Raw genomic sequence first — 25,558 nt, 5'->3', positions numbered from 1 at the left:
ATAGATAAGTTATTGTGAGTTAAAGACTTATAAAAAGGGAAATTTAGTGTCAGAAAATGGGGGGTATTTCCGTATTTATTATAGAGGGCTATGAAGAAGTTAATTATTAATGGATTTTGCCTTTTTGGGTGTTATAGATAAGAAGGGTTTCTTAAGTTATTGGGTTCTAATCCCAGCCCTTGTATCAAAAAAGAGATTAGGGAGGCATTATCGGGTAATTAGCACTTAACGAAAATGGCATTAAATCGCGAGATTTTTATCAAACAGGAGGGGTTTATCTTTATAAAAAGGGGTGTAGCATACAGGGGATGGTATCGGGGATTTAATGGAAGAGATAATAGAAGTTTTAATAAGAGGCGTAATTTTGGACTCAATCGGAGATTTAATAGATTGTTTAATTGAGAATTTAATAGATAGTCTAACAGAGGTTATAGCCAGAGGTATAATTGAAAGCCTAATTGAGATTTTAATAGAAGGGATAATAAAGGATTTAATCTTGTGTCTAATTAGGGGTTTAATCCGAAGGGAAAATGAGAGCCTAATAAAGGAAGAAGATGGAAGCGTTAATAAGTGATTATGACCACTATTAGAGGAAAGGGAGAGTCATCCCGCCCCAGAGAAATTATCTGACGAAATCATTAGAGGGAAATTACCCTAAACTTTTAATTTTCAATAATTTAAAGCCATTTTGCCGAAAAGATAGGGCCATTTCCTTCTCCGGAATCCCTAAGGAGTAAAAAGGGATATTCCTTAGCCAATCTCACCCTTAATCCTTCTCCTTGACAAATACCATTTTCCAACTAAAATTTAATCAGAAAATGCTTGCGGTAATTAAGAAGATATTCGGTGGCACGAAGAACGAGCGGGAGCTGAAAAGGCTTTGGCCCTTGGTGGAAAAGATAAACGAAGTCTGGGAATCTTTTAAAAATCTGAGAGACGAAGACTTTCCAAAAAAGACTGAGGATTTTATCAAAAGAGTGAAGGATGGGGAAAGCCTTGATGGCTTAATGATTGAAGCCTATGCCTTAGTGAAAGAAGCCTGCCGGCGCCTTTTGGGGAAGAAATGGCTTGTTTGTGATATTGAGATAACTTGGGATATGGTCCCATTTGATTGCCAACTTTTGGGGGCAATCGTTCTCCATGAAGGGAAGATTGCGGAGATGAAGACCGGAGAGGGAAAAACCCTGGTGGCGACAATGCCTCTCTACCTTAATGCCTTAACAAAAAGAGGTGTCCATTTAGTAACGGTTAACGATTATCTGGCGAGAAGGGATAGGGAGTGGATGGGCCCGGTCTACGAGTTTTTAGGAGTTTCTGTCGGTTGTATTCAAATGGGGATGAGCCCTGAGGAGAGAAAGGTTCAATACGGTTGTGACATTACTTATGGGACGAATAACGAATTTGGGTTTGATTATTTAAGGGATAATATGGTTTTGCGCTGGGAGGATAAGGTCCAAAGAGGACATTACTACGCCATCATTGATGAGGTTGATAGTATTCTAATTGATGAAGCCCGGACCCCTTTAATCATCTCCGGTCCGGTGGCGGCTAGTGAGAGGCGTTTTGACAATTTGACCCCGGCGGTGCGGGAATTGTATAATCGCCAGACGGTTTTGGTTAATCGGTTGGTAGAGGAGGCGAAAAGATTATTAAAGGAGGGAAAGGAGAAAGAGGCGGGGATAAAATTTCTCCAGGCAAAGAGAGGTTCCCCAAAGAATACCCAACTATTAAAAGCGGAGCGGGAAACGGAAATTAAAAGGTTAATTGAGAAAACAGAATTGGAATTTCTCCGGGATAAGAAGTTCCCCCTTATTGACGAAGAGTTATATTATGTGACTGACGAAAAGGACCATACGATTCGTTTAACGGAGATTGGGGAGAAATTTATTTGTGAGCGACTTAAAGACCCAAACTTCTTCCTCCTCCCCGATTTGGATACGGAACTGAAAAAAGTTGATCGTAACGAGAAGTTATCCCCACGGGAGAAAATTTTTGAGAAGGAAAAGGTCTTTGAGAATTACGCTAAAAAGAATGAAAAATTAGAAGCCCTCCGGGCTTTATTGAAAGCCTTTGACCACTTCAAGAAAGACGTTGATTATATCGTCCAGGAGGGGAAGGTAGTGATCGTTGACGAGTTTACCGGCCGGTTGATGCCCGGTCGGCGGTTTTCGGATGGTATCCACCAGGCTTTGGAAGCAAAGGAAGGGGTTCGGGTTCAGGAGGAGACCCAAACTTTTGCCACCATCACTTTACAGAACTATTTCCGGATGTATGAGAAATTAGCCGGGATGACCGGAACCGCGATGACCGAAGCCACCGAATTTATGCACATTTATAAGTTAGATGTTATTGAAATTCCCACCAATAAGCCGGTGAGGAGAATTGATTATCCCGATATCATTTATAAAACAAAGAACGAGAAATTTAAGGCAATTATTGACGAGATTGAAAAGTGGCATAAAGTAGGGAGACCGATTTTGGTGGGAACGACTTCGGTTGAGACCTCAGAGGTTTTATCTCGCCTTCTTCGGCGCCGGGGTATTAACCACGAAGTCTTAAATGCTCGTCACCACCAAAGGGAGGCGGAGATTGTTGCCAAAGCGGGGCGGAAGTATGCAGTAACGATTGCCACCAATATGGCGGGTCGGGGTACGGATATCAAATTAGAGCCGGGTGTGGTGAAAGGAGAAAGATGCTATATCAATAGCCCGGAGGGCGGGAAATGTTCTTATTGGGAAGAGGAGCCAGGGAGATGCTTAAAAGAATGTCCTTGCGGTCTTTATATCATCGGCACGGAGAGGCATGAGGCGCGAAGGATTGATAACCAACTCCGGGGTCGGAGTGGCCGCCAGGGTGATCCCGGCTCTTCCCGTTTCTTCCTTTCCTTAGAAGACGACCTAATGCGGCTTTTCGGGTCGGACCGGATGGTCGAGATTATGGAGAGATTTGGCCAGAAGGAGATGGAACCTCTTCAACACCCATTGGTGACGAAGGCAATCGCTAATGCCCAAAAAAGGGTGGAGATGCGGAACTTTGAAATTCGGAAGCACCTCTTAGAGTTTGACGATGTGATGAATAAGCAAAGGGAGGTGATTTATCATCTCCGTGATCAGTATTTAAAAGGGGAGGATTTGAAAAACGCCTTCCTGGAATCAGCCAGTTTTGTGATTGATGAACTTTTGGCCAAATATACTTCGGAAAAAGACCCGACGGAATGGTCTTGGAATGAACTGAGGGGTGAGTTTGGTTTAATCTTCTTTGTTGATTTTTCAATTCCGGAGGAAGAAATTCCGAAGATGAAGAGGGAGATCCTAAAGGAGAAATTACTCCAGATCGCGGAAACGAGGTTTGAGCAGAGGCGAGAAGAGTTGCAAGAGAAGTTTACCGATTTTTTCCGTTTCGTCTTCCTCCGCACCATTGACAACCGTTGGCGCGACCATCTTTACAGCATTGATTTGCTTCGGGAAGGGATCAATTGGGTTGCCTACGGTCAGAAAGACCCGCTTTTGGAATATAAACAGGAGTCCTTCAATCTCTTTCAGGAGACCCTTGCCTCCTTTCACCGAGAGAGTTTAACCCTTTTCTTCCGAGCCGAAATTGAAACGGAAGAAAAGGGAAGACCAAAGGTACCACTTCGGGCTTATAAACCAGTTTTAACTGCCACTCCAGGGGAGCAACCGGTTCCGGAAAAGGTGCCGGTAAAGGTTTCTCCCCGGGTTGGGCGAAATGAACCTTGCCCTTGTGGTTCGGGCAAGAAATATAAAAAATGCTGTGGAAAAAATATATAAAATGAGGAGGAGGAAATGAAGACACGAACCATCGTTTGGACAATCGTTGGCATTTTAGTTGTGGCGACGATCATCTTCACTATTGTCGCCCGCCGTGGTTCCGCGGTATTGGAAGGAAAACGGACAATGACGGAAGAAGACTACCGAAATTACAAAATCCGGGAAGAGAAAAGACTTGCCAAATTTGAGGAGCGCTTCCAAAGGAGATTAGGAGAGATTCCCAATCCCACCGAAGAGCAAAAGGCGAAGATTGACGAGGTGAACGGGAAAATTGCCCAGTTAAAAACCTATTTAGCAGAATATGATGGCTTAACTACTGATGAAGCGAGAAAGGAGTGGTACGCAAAATGTCGCGCCACAGACAAAGAGATGAAGAAGGCTTTTCGGGAAATTTTCCAGATGGGTGAGGAAGAAGGAGAGGAATAGTTTCTTCTCTATTGATCTATTGAGGGAGATATAATAATTCGGGAAGAGATAGGCGATTTAAGTAGTTAAGAATTAAGCGAAAAGGGAAAAATCTTTTCTCTTTAAGAATTTTGGGTTCCTTTTTAATTTGGGCGAGGGCAGAGGCAATTTTGATGGCGGTTTCTAAACCGCCTAAGGTATCAACTAACCCAATCTCTTTCGCTTGTCTTCCGGAGAATATTCGGCCGTCAGCAAACTTTTTAATATCTTTTAGGGAGATTTTTCTCTCTTCGGCGATTTTTTCTAAAAAGTCTTGGTAAACATCATCAACTACTTCTTTTAATAATTCCCTTTCCTCTTTTTTCATCATTCGGAAGGGGGAGCCAATATCTTTATACTCTTCAGACTTTATCGTCTCAAAACTAATTCCTAATTTTTGGAGTAACTTTTCCAGAATAGGAAAATTCATAATCACACCGATAGAACCGGTTATAGTTCCGGGGTTGGCAACAATTTTATCACAAGGCAAAGCGATGTAGAAACCACCGGAGGTAGCGATTGAGCCCATTGAGGCAACTACCTTTTTCCCCTTTCTTTTCGCCTCCTTTATCTCTTCAAAGATCTCTTGGGTTGGGGCTACCAGCCCGCCGGGACTTTCAATCCGAATTATGATTGCCTTCACATTAGGTTCTTTACTAAAATTTTTAATTTCCCTTACCACCTCCCGTGCATCTCGGATTATCCCCGAAACTTCAACAATTGCTACTGTTTCTGATGGAGGGCGAAATCTTCCTGGGATTAAAATACCGATAAGAAAAATTAGAAGGAGGAAGGCGATTACTAAGATTACCGCAGTGATGGTTAAGGGTTTATTCCCCATAGAAAGGAGTATGGGCCTAAGAGGAATCGAACCTCTGACCTTCCCGTTATCAGCGGGATGCTCTGCCAACTGAGCTATAGGCCCTTTATAAGATAATTATAGTAACTTTTTAGAAAAAGTCAACCATAATTTTCTTTTAATGCGAAGAGAATTAGAAAATGAAAGTGAAAGAGAAAAAGAGCGGGATAGGATAAGATTTGAAAAGCCTATATGCCAAGGCAAAATTAATGGCAATGACCCAGCCTTCGTTGTGAATATTTCCGTTGACAAAAATTAGAAAAGGATTTATACTCCATGATGAGAAAGATTAATTGGCGGGAAAGATTGGTGAGTCCAGAAGAAGCGGTTCGGGCAATAAAATCGGGTTACCGGGTTTTTATTGGTTCGGCTTGCGCCACACCCCAGAGTTTGGTACGGGCGCTAGCCCAAGCACCGGCAGAAGATGTGGAGATTGCTCACATCTTGACCTTAGGGGTTGCCCCTTATGCTGAGGAGACATTATCAAGTAAATTTCGTGCGAATGCCTTTTTCATCAGTGGTAATGTGCGAAAGGCGGTTTGGGAGGGGAGGGCGGATTACACACCCATCTTCCTTTCCGAAATTCCTCAACTTTTTCGAAGCGGCCGTCTACCGATTGATTGTGCCTTAGTTCAACTTTCTCCGCCGGATGAGTACGGGTATTGCAGTTTTGGGATTTCGGTTGATATTACCAAGCCCGCGTGTGAAGTGGCGAAGTTAGTAATTGCGGAGATCAATCCCAATATGCCCCGAACTTTGGGTGATTCTTTTATTCATATTGATGATATTGATATATTGGTCTATTCCGAAGAGCCGTTAATCGAATATACGGTAAAAGCGAGCCCAGAGGTTGTAAGGAGGATTGCTAAGAATGTGGCGGATCTGGTAGAAGATGGTTCAACCTTACAGGTCGGTTACGGCGGAGTGCCCAATGTTCTTTTGGAGTTTCTGACAAATAAGAAGGATTTGGGGGTTCACACCGAAGTCTTCTCGGACAGTCTCATTGATTTGATTGAGAGTGGGGTAATTACCAATAAGAAGAAAACCCTCCATCCGGGAAAGGTGATCGCCTCTTTTGCGATGGGCACGAAAAGGCTCTACGATTATCTTCACAATAATCCATTCTTTGAATTCCACCCTGTAGATTATACTAACGACCCGATAATTATCGCTCAGAACGAAAAGATGGTGGCGATAAATTCTGCATTGGAGATTGATTTAACGGGTCAGGTCTGTGCCGATTCCTTGGGTTATCAGTTCTATTCGGGAATTGGTGGACAATTGGATTTCATCCGGGGCGCCGCGCGGGCTAAGGGAGGAAAGCCAATCATCGTTCTTCCTTCAACCCGAAAGGGTGAAACCATTTCCCGGATTGTCCCATCCCTTTCCGAAGGCGCGGGGGTTGTCACAACCCGAGGGGATGTCCATTATGTAGTAACCGAATGGGGGATTGCTTATCTGCACGGTAAAACAATTCGGGAGAGAGCACTTTCTCTGATCGCTATTGCCCATCCTAAATTTCGTTCGGAACTTTTAAGAAAGGCAAAGGAATTAAATTACGTTTATAAGGACCAACCCGAGATTTTAGCGGAAGCCCGCTATCCGGAGGAGTTGGAATTCTGGGCGGAGACGAAAAGGGGAGAGAGGATATTCTTCCGGCCGATAAAACCAACCGATGAACCGTTGATGCGGGAGCTTTTCTATTCCTTCTCCCAAGAGACGATCTATTATCGTTTCTTCTCTTATCTCACGGCTATGCCTCACGAAAAATTGAAAAAATTTGTGAATGTTGATTATGAGGATGAAATGGCGATTGTGGCGGTGCTGAAGAAGCCGGAAGGGGAGAAGATAATCGGTGTGGCGCGGTATAGTAAGGATAAAGCCACTGGATTTGCGGAATTTGCAGTAGTCATTGCTGATGAATGGCAGAATAAAGGAATCGGAAGAGAGTTATTTCATTATTTGATTAAAGTCGCCAAGATGAAAGGAATAAAGGGATTCATCGGGTATGTGTTGGATACCAATGTTCGGGCTTATCGGCTTTTTTCCAAAAACCCGATGAATTATCCCGTGCGGACGCAGTGGGAAGATGGGGTTTATACCCTAATGATGGAGTTCACAGAAAAGAAATAGAGATTGACTTTTTCTCTTTGCTTATTAAAATTAAAGTTTTATATCTTCAAAAAAGAAAAAATAAGGGGGATTAAAATATGGCCGAAGAGAAGAAATTCTACTATCCACCGAAGGAGATAGTAGAGAATAGCAATATCAAAAAGTTTATGGACCGTTTCGGAATAAGGGACCTTGACGAACTCCTGAAACGCGCGGAAGATCAAGAATGGTATTGGGGCGAAATGGCAAAGGAATTGGAATGGTTTAAACCTTGGGAGCGAGTTCTGGAATGGAATCTGCCATTTGCCAAATGGTTCGTGGGAGGAAAGATAAATATCGCTCATAATGCTTTGGATCGCCACATTAAGACCGAGCGGAAGGATAAGGTCGCTTACATTTTTGAGGGGGAACCCGGAGAGGTAGAAAGGTGGACCTATCTTGACCTTTATAAAGAAGTTAACCGGCTGGCTAATACCTTAAAAAGATTTGGTGTGAAAAAGGGTGACCGGGTGACAATCTATTTACCGATGATTCCCCAATTACCGATTGCGATGCTGGCTTGTGCTAAAATCGGTGCTATCCACTCGGTTGTCTTTTCCGGATTTTCTGCTACTTCCCTAAAGGATAGGATTATTGACTCCGAGTCAAAGGTTTTGATCACCGCGGATGGTGGTTTCCGGAGAGGAAAATTTGTCCCCTTAAAGGAGAATGCGGATGAGGCATTGAAAGATTGTCCATCCGTAGAAAAGGTTATTGTCTTTGAGCGGGCGAAGAGAAAAGTGCCGATGCATTCCGGTAGGGATGTCTTCTGGTCAGAAGTTGTCGCTTCGGAATCGGATGAGTGCCCAACAGAGGTGATGGACTCAGAGGATATTCTTTATCTCCTTTACACCTCAGGCACAACGGGTAAACCTAAGGGTGTGGTTCATGTCCATGGTGGTTATGCGGTTGGCACCTATACCACTTTAAAATATGTCTTTGATATAAAAGATTCCGATATTTGGTGGTGCGCTGCAGATATCGGCTGGGTCACCGGTCATAGTTATATTGTGTATGCGCCACTAATGCTTGGCGCTACCTCCATTTTGTACGAAGGTGCTCCCGACTATCCGGATCCGGGAAGATGGTGGAAAATGATTGAAAGGGAAAAGGTGACAATTCTTTATACCTCGCCCACCGCGATAAGAATGCATATGCGCTATGGAGAGGAATGGGCAAAGAAATATAATTTATCAAGTTTAAGACTTTTAGGTTCGGTTGGTGAACCGATCAATCCGGAAGCCTGGCGTTGGTATTATAAGAATATCGGTAATGAGCGCTGTCCAATTATGGATACCTGGTGGCAAACTGAGACTGGGACCTTTGTTATCTCCCCATTACCAATTACCCCATTAAAACCGGGCTCGGCAACAAAGCCCCTGCCGGGATTTGGGGCAACCGTTTATAATTCAGAAGGCAAACCGATAAAACCAAATGAGAACGGTTTGGCGGTTTTGACCAAACCCTGGCCCGCAATGCTCAGAACCCTTTATAAAGACCCGGAAAGGTATAAACAGGTTTATTGGTCTCGTTTTCCCAATGTCTATCTCACCGGTGATTCTGCCACAATTGATGAGGATGGGTATTTCTGGTTCCGGGGACGAGCGGATGAGGTCTTAAATGTCGCTGGCCATCGCTTGGGAACCGCAGAGGTGGAAAGTGCCCTAGTGGCTCATCCCGCGGTCGCGGAGGCTGCGGTGATTGGGATTCCTCACGAAGTGAAGGGGGATGTGCCCAAGGCTTATGTCGTATTAAAGGTCGGTTTTACCCCTTCTGAAGAATTGAGTAAAGAGTTAAAGGAATGGGTGGCAAAAGAGATCGGACCAATCGCCCGTCCAGAAGAGATTGAATTTCGCGATAAACTGCCAAAAACTCGTTCCGGCAAGATAATGCGCCGCCTCCTAAAAGCGCAAGCGTTGGGTTTGCCGATTGGCGATACCTCAACTTTGGAGGAGTAAGAGACGCAGAGGTTAGAGAAGGAGATAGGAGGGATGACAAGCAGAAGTTATCCTTTCTATCTCCTTTTTATTTTTAAGGAGGGAAGATGAGCAATAAAGGGTTTAACCGCTGGTTGATAATGGTTGGGGCAATTATCATCCAACTCTGCCTCGGGGCAATTTATGCTTGGTCGGTATTTAGAAAACCGTTACAGGGCGAACCTTTGAAATTAACACCAACCCAAGCCACTTTACCTTTCGCCTTAGTTCTAATTTCTTTTGCCATTGCCACCATCATCGGCGGAAGATGGCAGGATAAGAAAGGACCGAGATTGGTAGCGACAGTTGGTGGCATCCTTTTGGGTTTAGGGCTTATTCTCTCCGGTCTTCTGAAAACCTTTCCCGGAATTGTTGTCTCCTACGGCATAATCTCTGGTATCGGTATTGGCCTCGCTTATGTCTGCCCAATTTCCACCGGTGTGAAATGGTTTCCGGATATGCGCGGTTTAATTACCGGCATTTCCGTGGCTGGATTTGGTGCTGGGGCTTTAATCGTTGCCCCAGTTGCCCGGGCTTTAATTGATAGCGTCAATGTTTTTAATACCTTCGTAATTTTAGGGATTATTTTCCTTATTTTAGTAATAATTGGTGCCCAGATTTTAAGGAATCCCCCAGAAGGTTATAAACCAGAGGGTTGGACTCCTCCACCATCTTCCACCGCCACTGCTTATGGCTATACCCCAGGGGAGATGCTTGCCACTGGCTCTTTCTATCTAATTTGGCTCATTTATTTCTTTGGCTGTGCTACTGGTCTAATGATAATTGGACAGACTTCACCAATCGGGCAGGAACTGGCAAAGGTTTCCAAAGAGACTGCTGCCTTAGCGGTGAGCACATTAGCGATCTTCAATGCCTTAGGAAGGATCCTGTGGGGGAAAATCTCTGATAGTTTGGGCCGGATGAAAACCTTACTTCTCATCTTTCTCATCTGTGGGGTTGCGGTCTTATTATACAACATAATTCCTCTCTTTCCCTCCTACTACTGGATTGGCATCTCTTTGGTCGGTCTCTGCTTTGGTGGTTATCTGGCAGTCTTTCCGGCGGTCACTGCGGATTTCTACGGAACAAAAAATGTGGGAGTGAACTACGGTTTAGTATTTACTGCCTACGGGATTGGTGGGCTTTTGGGAAATATCTTTGCCCCCCAGGTCTTGGAAAAGACCAAGAGTTATAATTTAGCCTTTTGGGTCGCCGGTCTTCTCTGTTTAATCGGAATGGTACTCACCTTGATAATTAAACAACCAAAAAGTAAGGAGGGAAGATGAAAAAGATAAAAAAGAAAAAGGCGGTTAGGGCTTTAAAGACAAAAAAGAAGATAGTGAGAAAACGAAAAGAAGAGAAGCCCTTAACCAAGGAAGAACTTTTAGCCAAGGCGAAGAAGCCCGGGGAAGATGCCTTGCGGCTCCATCCCTTTTACAAGGGGAAAGTTAAAATCACTGCCAAATGCGCCATAAGGAATTTTGATGATTTTGCCATCTGGTATACCCCAGGGGTTGCCGAACCCTGTAAAGATATTTTCAAAAACCCGGAGAAGGTTTGGGAACATACCAATCGGGCTAATCTGATTGCGGTCTTAACTGATGGCACAAGGGTATTGGGTTTGGGAGATATTGGACCGGAAGCATCTTTACCGGTAATGGAAGGAAAGTCTTTACTCTTTAAGTATCTCGGGGGAGTTGATGCGGTACCAATTGCGGTAAGGACCAAAGATCCGGATAAGTTTATTGAGGTGGCTAAACTTTTAGAACCTTCTTTTGGCGGCTATAACTTAGAGGATATTGCCCAGCCCAAGTGTTTCTATATCTTAGATACTCTACGAAAGGAATGCGATATTCCAGTTTGGCACGATGACCAACAGGGGACAGCAGCGGTCACTCTGGCGGGACTAATCAATGCCTTAAAGATTGTCGGTAAGGATGTGAAAAAGGTTAGGGTGGGAATGATCGGGGCTGGTGCCGCAGGAATCGCCTGCCTACGAGTGATGGTTGCCTATGGTTTTGACCCAGCAAAGATTGTGATGTGCGATGTTTACGGCATTGTTCATAAGGACCGACCGGATTTTGATAAACAATTTGCATATACTAAGGATTTAATCCTAAAAACTAATGCCGAAGGGAGAAAGTCCGAAAAGATTGAAGATGCCATTCCAATGACAATGGAAGGGATGGATATTGTTATCGGTTACTCCAAACCTGGTCCGGATACCATAAAGAAGGAATGGATTCAAAGAATGGCAAAAGACCCGATCCTTTTTGTCTGTGCCAATCCCATTCCGGAAATCTGGCCCTGGGAAGCAAAAGAAGCGGGAGCAAAGATTGTGGCTACCGGGAGAAGCGATTTTCCCAATCAGGTGAATAATTCTCTTGGTTTCCCGGGAATTTTCCGTGGAACTCTGGATGTCAATGCCAAGACAATTACCGATGAGATGTGCATTGCCGCGGCATTAGAACTGGCAAAGGTAGCCGAAGACCGGGGATTAAGAGAAGATTATCTAATTCCGACAATGGACGATTGGGAAGTATTTCCTCGGGAGGCTTGCGCGGTTGGGATGAAGGCGATTGAACAGGGGGTAGCGAGGAAGATTATGAGTCGGGATGAGTTATATAAGAAAGCAGAGGCAACAATTAAAGAGGCAAGAGAAGAGATTCAGTTTTTAATGAAGAAGGGCTTTATCCCGAAACCGAAAGAATAAATTTTACCTAATAGAGAGATAGAGAGATAGAGAGATAGGATTTTAGTACCCCACCTCTTTAGAATCTTTACGAGACCGAGAAGGGGATAAAAAGGGGCTCTTTTTCTTGTGAGAGGTAGGGAAGAGAGGAGAGGGGATTTTAGAAGAGAAAAGAGGAGAAGAAAAAGGGATAGGAAGGTGGGAGAGGTAAAGATTAAGAAAAAAGGAGAGGAAATTAGGGGGAAAAAGGGTATTTTTATCCCCTAAGGATACCGTAGGGGGAACTGACCCCCTATCTTTTTTGAAAAATTGCTCTAAGTTATTGGAGATGAAAAACTTAAAATAATTTTGCCCTTCATGAAAAGTTATCTCATCAGATATTTTTTCATCTCCGGAAAACGCTTTATCCCCAAAATTTTTGCCGGCATTTATATTTTCAACTTAATATCTTTTTTCACTTGACTATTGCTAATTTTCTAGTAAGTTTATTCTATGAATTTTTTCCCTTGTCTTTTATTATTTTGCGGTTTAGAATTTGGTGGCTATTTGGGTGAATTGACACCTTTTGGTTCTCTGGCAAATAACCACGCCCCTTCACCTTATATCTCTCTTTACCTCTCTTACCCAAAACCTCCTTCTCTTGAAATATCTTTCTCTTTTTCTCGCATCTCAGGTAAATTCTCTTCTTCCTATTTCTTAAAGGAAAAGGGAGGAAGGTTACTCCTTTTTCTCCCGGTTTTTTATCGGAGGGAGATGCGTGATGTTGGTTTAATTCCCGGAGCCGGAATTCTTCTTTTGGAGAGAAGACTTTCTTTTAGTAAGGAAAGCCGCTATTATCCCGATTTTTATTTGGGGGTTGGTTATCGGGAGAAGATGGGGAAAATGCGTTTTCGGATAAATCTTTTACCGAATTTGATTTTAGAAACTGGAAAAAAGAATAATCGGACTTTAACTAACCTCTACCTTTTCTTCAAGGCGGAATTGGGGGTGGGCTATGAGATATAAAATTTTATCCTATCTCTTAATATTTCTATTTTTCCTCTCCTGTTCTGATGATTTCCTCCTCCAGCGGGCTGGTTCCGATTATTTTCCCTTGGAGAAAGGGATGTTATGGACCTACGGTGTAAACGGGGAATCAATCTATGTGGAAGTTTTTGGCGACAGTAATGTCTATGGTTATTTTGCCACAGTGGTGAATCGGAATTTTACTGAGGAATACTGGATTAAAGGGAAGGATGAGGTGAAAAAATTTATCGCCTTTTGCGATACTTTAATCTATTTTACCGGAGATACCATTGAGATGGGTTATAAGTTAATCTATAAGTTTCCCTTAGTAAATAATGCGACCTGGGAAGAGAAAGAGATAGATACTGTGGTTGTCGCTGGCGATTCCTTCCAACATCTTTATACCCTAAAAGGAATTTGCTCTTATGTCGGAACAACCAATTCCTATTTTGATTGCTATAAGATAGAATTCTTTGAAGAGAGGGAGTTAATTAATCTTCTTGATACCACGGAAAGGTATTCATTCCCTCGTTGTTGGGTAGAGTTTTTGGCACCGGATATCGGGGTGGTGAAGAAGGAGGAAGGTGAGAGGATAGAACTTCTCGTTTCCTTTAAGAAATAGGAATTATTTGGTATGGATATCTTTAGGAATAAGGAGAGCAAATGAACAAATATACCAAAACCATAATCTACTTTATCTGGGTCCTTTGTCTTACCTTTGTAACCTGCAAAAAAGATGAAGGCACGGGATCCCGGGAGATTAAGTGGCAATTTACTGGCGTCAGTTTCCTGAATTCACCCGCGCTCGGTTCAGACGGAACAATCTATGCCTTCGGTGATAATGATACACTTTATGCATTAAATCCGGATGGCAGTGTAAAATGGCGTTATGGTATTCCTGATACAATCTGGTACCATCCCTCAAATATATTTGTTTCACCGGTGATTGCCCCGGATGGAACTATCTATCTTTTTGCCGTGGATGGAAATCTATATTCATTAGGTAACAATGGGAATTTAAAATGGAAAAAGGCGATCGGAACTTCCTTTCCCACTATTTATGGCACACCGGCATTGAGCGCTACCGGTATAATCTATGTTTATGCCCCTGAATCATTATTAGCTATATCTCCCTTAGGGAGTACGGAGTGGGCGGCGTATGTTGGCGGCGGATCTTGTATTACCTTTCCTGTGGTAGGTAAAGATGGCACGATTTATATTGGGGCAGACTGTGATTTGGTAGCGTTAAACCAAGAGGGAAGTCTCAAATGGTTAGTGGATATGTCACCTGCTATCTATACTGCCGACCGTTTGGCAATAGGAGGAGATAACACAGTCTATGTCTTCGGAACCGGCAATAATGATGCCGGTAACCTTCTTGCCTATGATAAAGACGGAAATTTCCAATGGATGTGCACCCTTATTGATAGCGATTGTGTTAGTATTGGAACGCCGGTCATCGGGACCGATGGAACCATATATGTAGGTGTTGCCACAAGTTCAACGGAAGGATGGTTATGCGCTGTGGGTCCTGGTGGCGAATTGAGATGGAAAAAAGAGAGTGCAGGACTCCTCCAGCAGGCGTACGACCTTGCGATTGACGATAAAGGAATAATTTACACTGTTGATGGTGCGTATAAATCTGACGGTACCCTTGACTGGAGGTATCCCGTTTCACCGGTGCCGATAATCGCAACCGGTTCTCCGGCAATCGGTTCTGACGGAACAATCTACCTCTGTAGTACCACCGGTCTATTTGCCCTTAAAGGAACATCATCGGGACTCGCAAATTCACCTTGGCCCAGGTCCAGACACGACCGTCGCAATTCTGGTAATGCATCTGTATCAGATTAATTTCGCAGGGTAAAAAATATTCTAAAGAGAAAGACGGAAAGAAAGGGAAGTGGGGAACCGCACCCCTCAAGATGCGAAAGCGCATTTATAAGTAGGCTAAAACTTGCCCCTACCATTTTAGAGGTTAACAAAACCTCTCCTTAAAAACAAAAATTGATTTTGGTTGACGAACCTTAAATTTTGAGTATAATTTCGCGATGAAAACCAATAAGGTTGGAGTTCTGGAAAAAACTAAACGAACACTCCTAATTAAAGATATTAGCCAGTTATTGACAATTAGGGGAAAAACCTTAGGAATAATTGAGGATGCCTTTCTTTTGATTAAAGATGGTAAGATATTCTCTTATGGGAGAAAAGAGAAACTTCCCAGAGCCAAAAAGATGAAAACGATCTCCGCGCAAAATTCCGTAGTTCTTCCAGGTTTTGTTGACTGCCACACCCATCTCGTCTTTGCCGGCACCAGGGAGAAAGAATTAGAGGCGAGGTTTTTGGGGAAAAGTTATAAAGAGATTACCGAGAAGAAGGAAGGGGGAATTCTCTACACCGTAGAGAAGACCAGAAGTAGTTCCTCTGCCGAACTTTTGGCAAAAGCAAAAGAGCGGATAAAAGAATGTATCAAATGGGGAACAACCACTGTGGAGATAAAATCCGGCTACGGATTGGATACGGAGAATGAGTTGAAGATTTTAAGATTGATTAAACATTTACAAAAGGAAGAGGATATCACAATTATTCCCACTTTTTTGGGAGCCCATTTTATCCCACCGGAGAAAAAGAAGGAAGATTATATTAAAGAGATCTTAGAAGAGATGCTGCCGAAGGTAGCAAAAGAGAAATTGGCGGTCTTTTGCGATGTCTTTTGTGAGAAGGCAGTCTTTAATCCTCAGGAGGCGGAGAGGATACTGCAGGCGGGAAAGAGATATGGACTTTTACCTAAAATCCATGCCGATGAGTTAGAAAGATCCGGAGGGACCGAAGTTGGGGTGAAAGTGGGTGCGATCTCCTGTGAGCATCTTATTTACCCTTCAAAAAATGGTTTAGAAGGGATGGCAAAAAAGAAGATAGTGGCGGTCTTATTACCAAGCACTTCTTTATTTTTAGGAACAGAGGCGAAACCACCAATCAAAGAGATGAGGAGATTGGGCATTCCTTTGGCTTTGGGAAGTGATTTCAATCCGGGGACCTCGCCCTTGAATAAGATGCCCATCGTTATCGCCTTAGCCACCTTCTTATATCACCTAACGATGGAGGAGGCGATAATCGGCGCGACCTTAAATTCCGCTAAGGCGCTAAAAATGGAAAAAAGGGTTGGCTCCATTGAAAAAGGTAAGGATGGGGATGTTCTGATTCTCAATGTTCCGGATTATCGGTTTTTATTTTATAATTTTGGTGCTAATCCAGTAAAGGTGGTGATAAAAAGGGGTAAGATTATAAATGGGTAAGCGGATTCTCTTTCTCATTTCGGACACCGGTGGTACCCATCGGAGTGCGGCTCAGGCTCTAAGTGAGGTATTTGAAGAAAAGTATGGTTTTGAGTGTCTCCTTCCAGATTTCTTTAAGGAAGGGACAAAACCACCTTTTAGGAAATTCCCGGAATTTTATGCCGATATGACCAAGAAGAATGATTATTTTTACGCCCTTCTCTGGTACGGAATTTATCCCGAATTCTTTTACCGATTTTTGAATCGGATTGTTGAATTTTTTTCGCCGCAGGGATTGCATGATTTTTACGAGAAGTATAGCCCTTTTCACTGCGTCATTTCTTGCCATGCCCTTTTTAATCATTTTCCCTTACTGGCATTAAGGAGATATGATTCTCACATCCCATTCTACATTGTGGTGGTTGATTTACTTTCCTTACATACTGGCTGGTTTGCCAAAGAAGCGGATTTTATCTTCCTTCCCCTTCCGGAATGCGAACCGCTTTTCTTAAAGAGGGGTTTTCCGAGGAATAGGTTGAAGGTTTGTGGTTTTCCCATCCGGAGAGAGTTTCTTCAAACGGTTAACCGGGAAGAGGTGAGGAAAAAATTGAGAATTGGTAAGAGGAAGGTGATTCTAATTATCGGTGGAGGAGAGGGGGTCGGTCGGATTGGTGAGGTTGCCGAGTTTTTGATAAAGAATACTGACTACGAGATTCTCATTGTCACCGGTCGGAATCGGTTTTTATGGGAAAGTTTAAATAAAAGATACGACGGGGAGAGGGTTAAGGTATTCGGTTTTGTTGATAATATGCCGGAGATACTTTCTCTTGCTGACCTCTGCATCACGAAGGCTGGTCCTGCCATAATTATGGAAGCGATCGCCAAAAGGGTTCCTTTAATTTTAATGGACTACACTTATGGTCAGGAGGCGAAGAATATCCAATGGGTAGAAAATAGAGAGATTGGTTTCTACGAGATAAAACCGAAAGATATTCTCAATCGGGCAAAAATGATTTTGGAGACTGAGTTAGGAGAAAGGATAAAAGAAAGGATGGGAAAGATTAAATACTTTAATGGGGCGGAGAGGATCTGCGCTAAAATTAAGGAGTTGCTCGGTTAATGGGAAGAAGATTTGCTAAGGGACAGAGAGAACATTTTGGTCTCTTCTGACAATAGGTCTTACCCAATTTTACTAACAAGGCATGGAATTCGTTATAGATTTTAACCCTTTTTGGTAAATTTTCCTGAAAGAGTTTCTGGATTTCATCGTAAGTCATCTTCTCATTGATTAGGTTGTGGCGGAGAAGGATTCTTTTCGTGTAGGCATCAACCACGAAGAATGGTTTATTCAGGGCATAGAGTAAGATAGAATCCGCGGTCTCCTTGCCAATCCCTTTCACCCTCAGGAGTTCTTCCCTTAAAACCTCTCCTTTCTCTTTTGCCATCTTTTCTAAGTTTCCATTGTACCTTTGACATAAGAATTTAACCAGTTCTTTTAGTCTTTTCGTTTTGAGATTATAATAACCAGCCGGTTTAATCAATTTGCTTAAAAAATTTTCTCTTATTTTATAAAGTTTCTTTATCTCTAAGAGGTTTTTCTTTTTTAGGTTTTTTATCGCCTTCTCCACGTTTTGCCAAGCAGTATTCTGAGTTAAAACCGCCCCCACGACAATTTCCAATTTCGTCTCACCGGGCCACCAGTGCTGCGGTCCGAAGTGGGAGTAAAGGATTTGGTAGATTTTATAAATGGTATGCTCTTTGGTAAGAGACACTCAATGTTTATCGCAGACGGGCGGTTCTTTACCCAAGATAAAATACTCTTCTCTCGTTTCTGGACACCGGGGGTTGGCTAAAAGACCGGTCGCCTCGCAGATCCTTCTTTGGACGATGCTCTCCGGGGGGGTGAATTCTTCTTCGGGATAGTCCTTTAATGCCCTTTTCATAAATTCCGCCCAGATGGGACAGGCAACAACCCCACCCGTTGCTCCTTGGAAAATGGTCTTCTTTTGGTCATAACCAACCCAGACGCCGCAACAGAGTTGGGGGGTAAAGCCGATAAACCAGGCATCAGTGAAGTCATCGGTCGTTCCGGTTTTTCCTGCCGCTTTTCTTTCAAAACCAAACCGGCGGGCAAGATAACCAGTCCCTTCGTCAAGAACGCTTTCCATCATTTTGGTGACAAGAAAGGCGGTCTGCGGAGAGATAACTTCTTGAACGGTTGGTAAATTTTCTTCAATGATCCCCTCATCGGTTTCAATTCTTTTAATCAAAATCGGTTTTACCCTTTTCCCGTAATTGGCGAGGGTGGCAAAACTAAAAGTCATATCCCAAAGAGAAACTTCCGAGGAACCTAAGGCGATAGAGAGGTAAGCCCGGAGTGGACTTTTTATCCCCAAACGGTAGGCGTAATCCCGCACCACTGTTGGTTTTAGCCTCTCGGTTAACTTCACCGCAATCACATTCCGGGAAAGGGCTAATGCCTTTCTTAAACTTATTGGGCCAATATAATTCCGGTCGTAATTTTTCGGCTCGTAGGGTTCTTGGAGACCAGCGATTGGTATGCTAATCGGACCGTCAACTTCAATCTGGGATGGATAATAGCCATTATCAATCGCCGCCGTGAAGACAAATACCTTAAAGGCCGAACCGGCTTGGCGCACCATTTGGGTTACTCGGTTGAATTGGCTATGGCGGAAGTCTCTCCCTCCCACCAATGCCCGGACATAACCAGTTTTCGGCTCCACTGCTAAAAGGGCACCTTGGAGATAAGAGGGCTTTCCTTCGCCGATTTTATAATCCGCCCTTTTTACCTTTAATTTATAATTCTCCTCAATTTCCCTCAATTTCGTCTCTAAGGCGATGTTGGCTTCCCTCTGCATTCTTAAATTTAGGGTGGTGTAGATTTTCGCTCCGCGCCGGTATAGAAAATCTTCACCGTATTTGTCTTCAATATAGAGCCGGATCATCTCCATGGCATAGGGTGCTTCGTTGGCGATTCTCCGTCCGACCAAATCGGAGAGGGGCGAGCTTACCGCTCGGTCGTATTCTTCTTTTTTAATCTTTTTTTGCTTTAATAAAACCTTTAAGAAGAGGTTCCTCCTCTCCAATGCCTTATCCGGATTTTTCAAGGGGGAATAAGTTTCGGGCCTCTTCACTAAGGAAGCTAGAAGTGCCCCTTCACTCAAAGTTAACTCCTTTGCCTTCTTCCCGAAATAGAAATTGGCTGCTGCTTCAATGCCGTAGACTCCGTGGCCAAAACAGACCTGGTTGAGATACCTTTCTAAGATCTCTTCCTTCGTTTCTGTGATTTCTAATCTTATAGCCAAGATTGCCTCTTTTATCTTCCTTTTTAGACTCTTTTCCGGGGTTAAGAACATATTCCGGGCTAATTGCTGAGTGATAGTTGATGCCCCCTGGCGAAAGGATAGACTTTTTAGATTGTAAAATAGGGCACCAAAGAGCCGGATTAAATCAATTCCCCAATGGGAGTAAAACCTTTTATCCTCAACCGCGATAAAACATTCCCGGACGATTGGGGGGATCTCTTCTAAGGGGATAAATACCCTCCTCTCTCCGCCGAATTCGTAAATCAATTTTCCCTCCTCATCAAATACCTTGCTCGTAAGAATGGGTTTATACCGTCTAATATCCTCCCCTGTTGGCAGGTCCTTACCTAAGGTGAAAAAGAGGAGGAAGATAGCGGAAAAAGAGAAAAGAAGACCAATAAAAAGTCCCCAAAGGAAGGGGCGTTTCATTTCAAATTTTGGGCGAGGAATTCCGTAATATCCATGACGCCAATTTTTTCTTCCACCCCCTTTACCTTTGCTGCATCCTCTAAGGTAGAGAGGCAGAAGGGGCAGGCAACAAAAATTTTCTCTATCCCAAGACGCAACGCCTCCTCAATTCTCTTTTCCGCCAAACGTTCTTTACTTTCCGATTCTATCCACATCCTCCCGCCACCCCCTTCGCAACAGAGAGAGTTTTCCCTTGCCCGGTCAAATTCCTTCAATTCCTTTAGGATACTTTTTAATAATTGCCGTGGTTGGTCATAAACCTTATTCATCTTTCCTAAGAAACAGGGGTCGTGAAAAAGGCCAATCTCCTCGGTTCTATTTATGCGGTTTTGCCATCTTTCCTTTTCTTGAAGAAGAAGGGTTGTGTAATGGTAGACGGGAAGATTTAACTCATATTCATTTTTTAGGACATTATAGCAATGGGGGGAGATGGTAATAATTCCTTTTACTTTTATCCCTTCTATCGCCTGGGAATTTTTCTCTTTCAATTCCGTAAACAACCCAACCTCACCCATTCTCTTTATCTCACTGCCACAGCAATTCTCTTCCTCTCCTAAAATTCCGAAATCAATTTTTATTCCCGAGAGGATTTTCACTACACTTCTCGCCACTTCCTGCAATCTCGGGTCGTAGGCATTGCTACAGCAGACAAAAAGGAGATAGTCAGCAGTTTCCCCTTTCTGTAAAATTCTTACTGGAGAATCTATCTTTTTTAACCAGTCGGTTCGCTTCTCTTTTGGTTTCCCAAAGGGGTTGCCATGGAGGAGGGTATTTTCTAAGGCTTTAATAACCGAGGCGGAAATCCTCCCTCTTTCTACAAAATTTGCCCGGGCGGATAGGATAATCTCCAGTGGTTCGCAAGATTTGGGGCATCTTTGGTTACAAGTAGAGCAGGTTGTGCATTCCCAAACTCCACTTTTATTTCCGTCGGTTGGTAGGGTATTATTGATTAAAAAGGAGTAGAGGATTTTCCGGACATTTAAGTTTGACTTCATCGCCACCGGGCAACCACCCGAACATCTTCCGCACTGGACACAATTTGATAAGATTTTGGTGTTCATAATACTTTCTTCAACTCCTCGGTTAAGAGGGGAACGATGGTGAATAAATCACCGACGATTCCATAATCACAGACCTTAAAGATATTCGCCTCCGGGTCTTTATTGATGGCAACAATTACTTTTGAGTTTATCATCCCCACCAGATGTTGGATCGCTCCGGAGATACCGCAGGCGATGTAAAGGGTGGGGGAGACGGTTTTCCCAGTTTGACCAACTTGGGCGGAATGGTCACGCCACCCCGCATCAACCGCGGCCCTTGATGCTCCAACTGCTCCTTTTAGAACCTTGGCGAGTTCTTCCAATAAAGCAAAGTTCTCCGGTCCTTTCATTCCCCTGCCGCCGGAGACGATCACCTCAGCTTCGGTTAAATCAATAAGGTCCCTCACCCCAGTTAGAATCTCGCGGACCTTAATCCGAAGGTCTGGTTCGGAATTTGGCATTGTAATAATTTTTGGCTCCGTCCTTGCGCATTCCGTAACCGTAATTGCCTTAGGGCGAATTGAGAAGAATAAAGGGCTTTTATTGGTAATCTCCAAATCTTGATTCACCTTACCGGCAAAGATTGGTTTTTTTGCCAAAATCTTTCCTTCCTTTATCTCCAAGGAGACGATGTCCGTAAGGCAGGGTGATAAATACCGGGCGGCAAGATAAGGAGCCAAATCCCAACCTTGGGAACTATGGGAAAAGAGAATGAGGAAAGGTCTTTTCTCGTCAATGAGGGAGGAGAGGATTTTACCGTAAGCGGTTAAAGAATAGTTTGCTAATTCTTCATCTCGGTAGAGATAGATTTCGGAAACACCAAAATTTTTTAAGTGAGAAAAATCTTCCCCCTCTTCGCCGGAAATGATGGAGGCGGCAACTTCTTCTTTCAATTCTTGGCTTAATTGATAGGCTAAACAACTCAATTCGTAGGCACTTTTCTTTAACCTACCTTCTTTTTTCTCGCAAAAGATTAGAATCATTTTCTATTTTAATAAATTTTCGGATGGTGTCAACCTACCGTTTTCCATTCATCTGGCTAAAAGAGATTAGGCAAATTTTCAGAAGAATTTTTAAGGCTTATCACCCGACTATTAGGTTCTCATTTTCCTTTCGGATTAAACCCCTAATTAGGCTCCGAATTAGAATATTCATTATCCCTTCTATTAAACTCTGGATTAGGCTTCTATTTATCCTTCTCTTTATACCCTCTTTTAGACTATTTATTAAATTTTTAATTAAACCCTTTATTAAATCTCCAGTTAAATCCAAAATTAAGCCTTTTCTTAGAACTTCTATTAAATCCCCGATACCATCCCCTGTATGCTACACCCCTTTTTATAAAGATAAAACCCTCCTGTTTGATAAAAATCTCGCGATTTAATGCCATTTTCGTTAAGTGCTAATTACCCGATAATGCCTCCCTAATCTCTCTTCTGATACAAGGGCTGGGATTAGAACCCAATAACTTAAGAAACCCTTCTTATCTATAACACCCAAAAAGGCAAAATCATTAATAATTAACCTCTTCATAGCCCTCTATAATAAATACGGAAATACCCCCCATTTTCTGACACTAAATTTCCCTTTTTATAAGTCTTTAACTCACAATAACTTATCTATTTTGGAAAATGGTGATTTAGAATTTTTGGGGAAGGTCTCTTGCTTACAGATATTGTCGCCACCCCAAAAGTCGGAAAGTTCTATATTAATCCAAGATCCTCCTCCGGTCTCATAGGTGGAAAAAGGCAAAACTCTCTCTTCCATTGGTATTTGATCCGATGGTATTCTCGTCGCACGCGCCTTTTGGCACGAACTAACCCTTCCTTTTTAATATCTTACAGTGGTACTTTCTGGAATTAAGAGACCTTTTTGTCGGGCGTATTGGGGGTCTGTTTTTTGAGGTAAAGATAAGATGGAGAGAGGATGATTGCCATAACTACCTTACTTTAATTTGAGCGAACAACCTTTTCTCTTTCTTAACATAAACTTTAATTGTGTCCATAATGCCTTTATTTTACCCAAAATCTTCTTCCGATTTAACATTATAGCCAAGTGAAAAAAGCATTTGACAATTCCTTTCTTTTTTTGTATTTTTGAAGGTTATGATCGGGCAAAAATCTCGTTGGAGGTTTTATGGAGTTTAAGAATTTAGTTCTGAAAGTAGAAGAGGGAATTGCTCTTCTCCAGATCAATCGTCCCCAAGTTCTTAATGCTTTAAATACCGAAACCTTAAAGGAATTGGAAGCGGCGATTGACGATATTGGAAAAAATCCGGAAATTAAAGTTTTAATCATCACCGGCACCGGTCGGGCATTTGTGGCGGGAGCAGATATCTCAGAGATGGTCAATTTCTCTCCCTTCCAGGCAAAGGAGTTTGCCGAAAGGGGGCATCGGATTTTAGGGAAGTTGGAGAGCCTGCCGAAAGTGGTGATTGCCGCAATTAACGGTTTCGCTCTGGGAGGTGGTTGCGAATTAGCCTTAGCCTGTGACATCCGGATTATGGCGGAAGGGGCAAAAATTGGCCAACCGGAGGTGAATATTGGAATTATGCCCGGCTTCGGCGGTTGCCTGCGTCTGCCGCGGATTGTCGGTAAAGGAATTGCCGCGGAATTGATTTTCACGGGCGATATGATTGAGGCAGCCGAGGCTTTAAGAATTGGTTTGGTAAATCGGGTTGTGCCAGGGGATAAACTCTTAGACACCTGCCAAGAGATGGCTAAAAAGATTGCGGGGAAGGTTTTTGAAACCGTTGGTTTGGCGAAGAGGACGATAAATTTGGGCTTAGAGACAGACCTGGAAACAGCCAAGGAGGTAGAAATCAAAAATTTCTCTTTACTTTTTTCCCTCTCGGAACCAAAAGAGAGGATGAAAGCCTTTTTGCATAAAGGGAAGAAATAGGAGGAGATATGGTCGGTTTAGTTAAAGAATGCGTGATCGTTGGTGCCAAGAGAACACCAGTGGGAAGATATTTGGGTGCTCTCGCTTCTTTACAGGCACCAGATTTGGGTGCCATCGCAATCAAGGGTGCGGTGGAACAGGCAGGAATTGACCCTAAGGAGGTTGAAGGGGTGATCATGGGGCATGTCTGTCCCGCGGGTTTGGGTCAGGCACCAGCCCGACAGGCTCAGATTAAAGCCGGAATTCCCCCTGATGTGCCAGCACTGACGGTGAATAAGGTCTGCGGTTCCGGTCTTATTTCTGTGGTTTTGGCTTGCCAGGCGATTAAGGCGGGCGATTGTAAAATTATGGTGGCCGGGGGACAGGAGTCAATGTCCAATGTTCCTTATTACCTCCATAAACTCCGGCAAGGGGCGAAGATGGGAAATGTGGAATTGGTTGACGGAATGATTTATGACGGCATCTGGTGTGCCTTTGAAAATGTCCATATGGGGGTATTGGGTGAGTTCACCGCTGAGAATTCCAAAATTAGTAGGGAGGAGCAGGACCGCTACGCCCTAAATAGCCATATGAAAGCGGTAAAGGCGATAAGGGAAGGAAAATTTAAGGAAGAGATTGTCCCGGTAAAAATCCCTCAGAAGAAGGGAGAGCCGATAATTGTTGATACCGACGAGGGACCAAGGCCGGATACGACTTATGAAAAATTAGCCTCCCTGCCACCGGCATTTCAAAAAGGGGGAACGATTACCGCAGGTAATGCCTCTTCAATCAATGATGGCGCTTCTGCCTTAGTGGTGATGGAGAAGAAAGAGGCGGCGAGACGTGGTCTAAAACCTCTGGCGGAGATTACAGGTTATGCGACAGGAAGTGTGGAACCAAAGTATCTTTTTTACGCTCCCGTGAAGGCGATTAAGAAACTATTAAGTGCCTTGAATGTTGACCTCTCTTATTTTGACCTGATTGAGATTAATGAGGCATTTTCCGCCCAGGTTTTAGCGGATGGCAAGGAATTGGGTTGGGATTGGGAGCGAGTGAATGTGCATGGAGGGGCGGTTGCCTTAGGACACCCGATTGGTGCCTCCGGGGCAAGGATTCTCACAACTTTGATTTATGCCTTAAAGGACCGAAATTTAAAGAAAGGTTTAGCCGCCATTTGCCTCGGTGGCGGCGAGGCGGTGGCAATGAGTATTAACCTAATATAGAAAATAAAGGGTGAGGATTTTTCACAGCCAAAGTCCGGAGGAGACGGTAAAACTTGGGGAAGAATTGGGAAGGAATTTAAAGGGGAATGAGGTGATTGCCCTTTTTGGTGAATTGGGAGCGGGGAAGACAACGCTCATTAAGGGAATTGTTTCTGGATTCGGAATTAAAAGAGAAGTGCGCAGCCCCAGTTTTGTGATGATTACGGAATACGAGGAAGGGGAAAAGAAGGTTTACCATATTGACCTTTACCGAATCCGAGATACGAAAGAGGCAACGGAGATTGGACTCTTTGATTATTTTTCCTTTTCGGGAGTTAAATTGATTGAATGGGCGGAGAAGGTTGAGGAGAGTCTGCCCAAAGAGACAATAAGGGTTATTCTAAGAATCGTTTCCGAGAGAGAAAGGGAGGTAGTAGTTAATTAGAGAAGAT

Annotated in this window: 21 protein-coding genes and 1 tRNA gene; 15 read left to right on the top strand and 7 right to left on the bottom strand. The window is 43.4% G+C overall.

Annotated features, from left to right (window positions below):
* Nucleotides 1-325: 325 nt before the first annotated feature.
* From ABIL00_02125 to ABIL00_02115, 3 genes are all read left to right on the top strand, one after another.
* Complete coding sequence (locus ABIL00_02125) at nt 326-574, top strand: hypothetical protein (protein MEO0109567.1); 249 nt, start codon at nt 326-328, stop codon at nt 572-574.
* 244 nt (nt 575-818) lie between these two features.
* Nucleotides 819-3,788, top strand: a complete 2,970-nt coding sequence (gene secA / locus ABIL00_02120; GenBank protein ID MEO0109566.1) for a preprotein translocase subunit SecA — start codon at nt 819-821, stop codon at nt 3,786-3,788.
* 15 nt (nt 3,789-3,803) lie between these two features.
* Nucleotides 3,804-4,214 carry a hypothetical protein gene (locus ABIL00_02115; protein ID MEO0109565.1) on the top strand — a complete coding sequence of 137 codons (411 nt, stop codon included), beginning with the start codon at nt 3,804-3,806 and terminating at the stop codon, nt 4,212-4,214.
* A gap of 16 nt (nt 4,215-4,230) precedes the next feature.
* On the opposite strand, the gene sppA is transcribed toward ABIL00_02115, so the two are convergent.
* Both sppA and ABIL00_02105 read right to left on the bottom strand, forming a co-directional pair.
* Entirely contained in the window at nt 4,231-5,073 is an 843-nt protein-coding gene (gene sppA, locus ABIL00_02110) for a signal peptide peptidase SppA (GenBank protein ID MEO0109564.1), read from the bottom strand.
* 11 nt (nt 5,074-5,084) lie between these two features.
* Nucleotides 5,085-5,157 (bottom strand) — tRNA-Ile (locus ABIL00_02105).
* Nucleotides 5,158-5,370: 213 nt separating this feature from the next.
* Between ABIL00_02105 and ABIL00_02100 the strand changes: the two genes are divergently transcribed.
* The 9 genes from ABIL00_02100 to ABIL00_02060 all read left to right on the top strand — a co-directional run bounded on the left by ABIL00_02100 (nt 5,371) and on the right by ABIL00_02060 (nt 17,310).
* A complete protein-coding gene (locus ABIL00_02100) occupies nt 5,371-7,224 on the top strand; it encodes a GNAT family N-acetyltransferase (GenBank protein ID MEO0109563.1) in 1,854 nt (617 codons plus the stop codon).
* A 77-nt stretch (nt 7,225-7,301) separates the two neighbouring features.
* Nucleotides 7,302-9,200, top strand: a complete 1,899-nt coding sequence (gene acs, locus ABIL00_02095; GenBank protein ID MEO0109562.1) for an acetate--CoA ligase — start codon at nt 7,302-7,304, stop codon at nt 9,198-9,200.
* A gap of 86 nt (nt 9,201-9,286) precedes the next feature.
* The gene (locus tag ABIL00_02090; protein ID MEO0109561.1) at nt 9,287-10,504 is read left to right on the top strand and encodes an OFA family MFS transporter; all 1,218 of its coding nucleotides are present in this window, start codon (nt 9,287-9,289) and stop codon (nt 10,502-10,504) included.
* Nucleotides 10,501-11,931 carry an NADP-dependent malic enzyme gene (locus ABIL00_02085; protein ID MEO0109560.1) on the top strand — a complete coding sequence of 477 codons (1,431 nt, stop codon included), beginning with the start codon at nt 10,501-10,503 and terminating at the stop codon, nt 11,929-11,931. Before ABIL00_02090 ends, ABIL00_02085 begins: the two co-directional genes overlap by 4 nt.
* 471 nt (nt 11,932-12,402) lie before the next feature.
* Entirely contained in the window at nt 12,403-12,915 is a 513-nt protein-coding gene (locus tag ABIL00_02080; GenBank protein ID MEO0109559.1) for a hypothetical protein, read from the top strand.
* Complete coding sequence (locus ABIL00_02075) at nt 12,905-13,537, top strand: hypothetical protein (GenBank protein MEO0109558.1); 633 nt, start codon at nt 12,905-12,907, stop codon at nt 13,535-13,537. Before ABIL00_02080 ends, ABIL00_02075 begins: the two co-directional genes overlap by 11 nt.
* Before the next feature lie 41 nt (nt 13,538-13,578).
* On the top strand, nt 13,579-14,769 hold the full coding sequence (locus ABIL00_02070; GenBank protein MEO0109557.1) for a PQQ-binding-like beta-propeller repeat protein: 1,191 nt from the start codon (nt 13,579-13,581) through the stop codon (nt 14,767-14,769).
* Between the two features lie 197 nt (nt 14,770-14,966).
* Nucleotides 14,967-16,211 (top strand): imidazolonepropionase, encoded by a 1,245-nt coding sequence (gene hutI / locus ABIL00_02065; protein ID MEO0109556.1) that lies wholly within the window; start codon nt 14,967-14,969, stop codon nt 16,209-16,211.
* Complete coding sequence (locus tag ABIL00_02060) at nt 16,204-17,310, top strand: glycosyltransferase (GenBank protein ID MEO0109555.1); 1,107 nt, start codon at nt 16,204-16,206, stop codon at nt 17,308-17,310. Before hutI ends, ABIL00_02060 begins: the two co-directional genes overlap by 8 nt.
* Here the strand turns inward: ABIL00_02060 and ABIL00_02055 are convergent.
* The 5 genes from ABIL00_02055 to ABIL00_02035 form a co-directional block, all read right to left on the bottom strand.
* A complete protein-coding gene (locus ABIL00_02055) occupies nt 17,291-17,962 on the bottom strand; it encodes an endonuclease III domain-containing protein (protein ID MEO0109554.1) in 672 nt (223 codons plus the stop codon). The genes ABIL00_02060 and ABIL00_02055 overlap by 20 nt on opposite strands.
* Entirely contained in the window at nt 17,963-19,945 is a 1,983-nt protein-coding gene (locus ABIL00_02050; GenBank protein MEO0109553.1) for a PBP1A family penicillin-binding protein, read from the bottom strand.
* Nucleotides 19,942-21,045, bottom strand: a complete 1,104-nt coding sequence (locus ABIL00_02045) for a (Fe-S)-binding protein (protein ID MEO0109552.1) — start codon at nt 21,043-21,045, stop codon at nt 19,942-19,944. The genes ABIL00_02050 and ABIL00_02045 overlap by 4 nt, the downstream gene beginning before the upstream one ends.
* Nucleotides 21,042-22,007 (bottom strand): electron transfer flavoprotein subunit alpha/FixB family protein, encoded by a 966-nt coding sequence (locus ABIL00_02040; GenBank protein ID MEO0109551.1) that lies wholly within the window; start codon nt 22,005-22,007, stop codon nt 21,042-21,044. The genes ABIL00_02045 and ABIL00_02040 overlap by 4 nt, the downstream gene beginning before the upstream one ends.
* A gap of 412 nt (nt 22,008-22,419) precedes the next feature.
* Nucleotides 22,420-22,557, bottom strand: coding sequence for a hypothetical protein (locus ABIL00_02035; GenBank protein MEO0109550.1), 138 nt, complete (start codon nt 22,555-22,557; stop codon nt 22,420-22,422).
* 603 nt (nt 22,558-23,160) lie between these two features.
* Between ABIL00_02035 and ABIL00_02030 the strand changes: the two genes are divergently transcribed.
* Genes ABIL00_02030 through tsaE form a run of 3 tightly spaced genes read left to right on the top strand, consistent with a single transcriptional unit; the run spans nt 23,161 to nt 25,551 of the window.
* Complete coding sequence (locus ABIL00_02030) at nt 23,161-23,925, top strand: enoyl-CoA hydratase-related protein (protein ID MEO0109549.1); 765 nt, start codon at nt 23,161-23,163, stop codon at nt 23,923-23,925.
* A gap of 8 nt (nt 23,926-23,933) precedes the next feature.
* Complete coding sequence (locus ABIL00_02025; protein MEO0109548.1) at nt 23,934-25,127, top strand: acetyl-CoA C-acetyltransferase; 1,194 nt, start codon at nt 23,934-23,936, stop codon at nt 25,125-25,127.
* A 10-nt stretch (nt 25,128-25,137) separates the two neighbouring features.
* Complete coding sequence (gene tsaE, locus ABIL00_02020; protein MEO0109547.1) at nt 25,138-25,551, top strand: tRNA (adenosine(37)-N6)-threonylcarbamoyltransferase complex ATPase subunit type 1 TsaE; 414 nt, start codon at nt 25,138-25,140, stop codon at nt 25,549-25,551.
* Nucleotides 25,552-25,558: the final 7 nt, after the last annotated feature.

The organism is candidate division WOR-3 bacterium (assembly GCA_039801905.1).
Lineage (GTDB): Bacteria > Hydrothermota > Tepidihabitantia > Tepidihabitantales > JBDRVQ01 > JBDRVQ01.
The sequence above is the reverse complement of the archived record's forward strand: the minus strand, read 5'-3'. Positions and strand labels throughout refer to the sequence as shown.

What these genes read in the sequence shown, in the direction of transcription:
- ABIL00_02090 (MEO0109561.1), top strand. Translation starts at nt 9,287, where the DNA reads ATGAGCAATAAAGGGTTTAACCGCTGGTTGATAATGGTTGGGGCAATT.
- ABIL00_02060 (MEO0109555.1), top strand. Translation starts at nt 16,204, where the DNA reads ATGGGTAAGCGGATTCTCTTTCTCATTTCGGACACCGGTGGTACCCAT.
- acs (MEO0109562.1), top strand. Translation starts at nt 7,302, where the DNA reads ATGGCCGAAGAGAAGAAATTCTACTATCCACCGAAGGAGATAGTAGAG.
- ABIL00_02075 (MEO0109558.1), top strand. Translation starts at nt 12,905, where the DNA reads ATGAGATATAAAATTTTATCCTATCTCTTAATATTTCTATTTTTCCTC.
- ABIL00_02115 (MEO0109565.1), top strand. Translation starts at nt 3,804, where the DNA reads ATGAAGACACGAACCATCGTTTGGACAATCGTTGGCATTTTAGTTGTG.
- ABIL00_02100 (MEO0109563.1), top strand. Translation starts at nt 5,371, where the DNA reads ATGAGAAAGATTAATTGGCGGGAAAGATTGGTGAGTCCAGAAGAAGCG.
- ABIL00_02080 (MEO0109559.1), top strand. Translation starts at nt 12,403, where the DNA reads ATGAATTTTTTCCCTTGTCTTTTATTATTTTGCGGTTTAGAATTTGGT.
- hutI (MEO0109556.1), top strand. Translation starts at nt 14,967, where the DNA reads ATGAAAACCAATAAGGTTGGAGTTCTGGAAAAAACTAAACGAACACTC.
- secA (MEO0109566.1), top strand. Translation starts at nt 819, where the DNA reads ATGCTTGCGGTAATTAAGAAGATATTCGGTGGCACGAAGAACGAGCGG.
- sppA (MEO0109564.1), bottom strand. Translation starts at nt 5,073, where the DNA reads ATGGGGAATAAACCCTTAACCATCACTGCGGTAATCTTAGTAATCGCC.
- ABIL00_02125 (MEO0109567.1), top strand. Translation starts at nt 326, where the DNA reads ATGGAAGAGATAATAGAAGTTTTAATAAGAGGCGTAATTTTGGACTCA.
- ABIL00_02035 (MEO0109550.1), bottom strand. Translation starts at nt 22,557, where the DNA reads ATGAAGAGGTTAATTATTAATGATTTTGCCTTTTTGGGTGTTATAGAT.
- ABIL00_02040 (MEO0109551.1), bottom strand. Translation starts at nt 22,007, where the DNA reads ATGATTCTAATCTTTTGCGAGAAAAAAGAAGGTAGGTTAAAGAAAAGT.
- ABIL00_02030 (MEO0109549.1), top strand. Translation starts at nt 23,161, where the DNA reads ATGGAGTTTAAGAATTTAGTTCTGAAAGTAGAAGAGGGAATTGCTCTT.
- ABIL00_02085 (MEO0109560.1), top strand. Translation starts at nt 10,501, where the DNA reads ATGAAAAAGATAAAAAAGAAAAAGGCGGTTAGGGCTTTAAAGACAAAA.
- ABIL00_02025 (MEO0109548.1), top strand. Translation starts at nt 23,934, where the DNA reads ATGGTCGGTTTAGTTAAAGAATGCGTGATCGTTGGTGCCAAGAGAACA.
- ABIL00_02070 (MEO0109557.1), top strand. Translation starts at nt 13,579, where the DNA reads ATGAACAAATATACCAAAACCATAATCTACTTTATCTGGGTCCTTTGT.
- ABIL00_02045 (MEO0109552.1), bottom strand. Translation starts at nt 21,045, where the DNA reads ATGAACACCAAAATCTTATCAAATTGTGTCCAGTGCGGAAGATGTTCG.
- ABIL00_02050 (MEO0109553.1), bottom strand. Translation starts at nt 19,945, where the DNA reads ATGAAACGCCCCTTCCTTTGGGGACTTTTTATTGGTCTTCTTTTCTCT.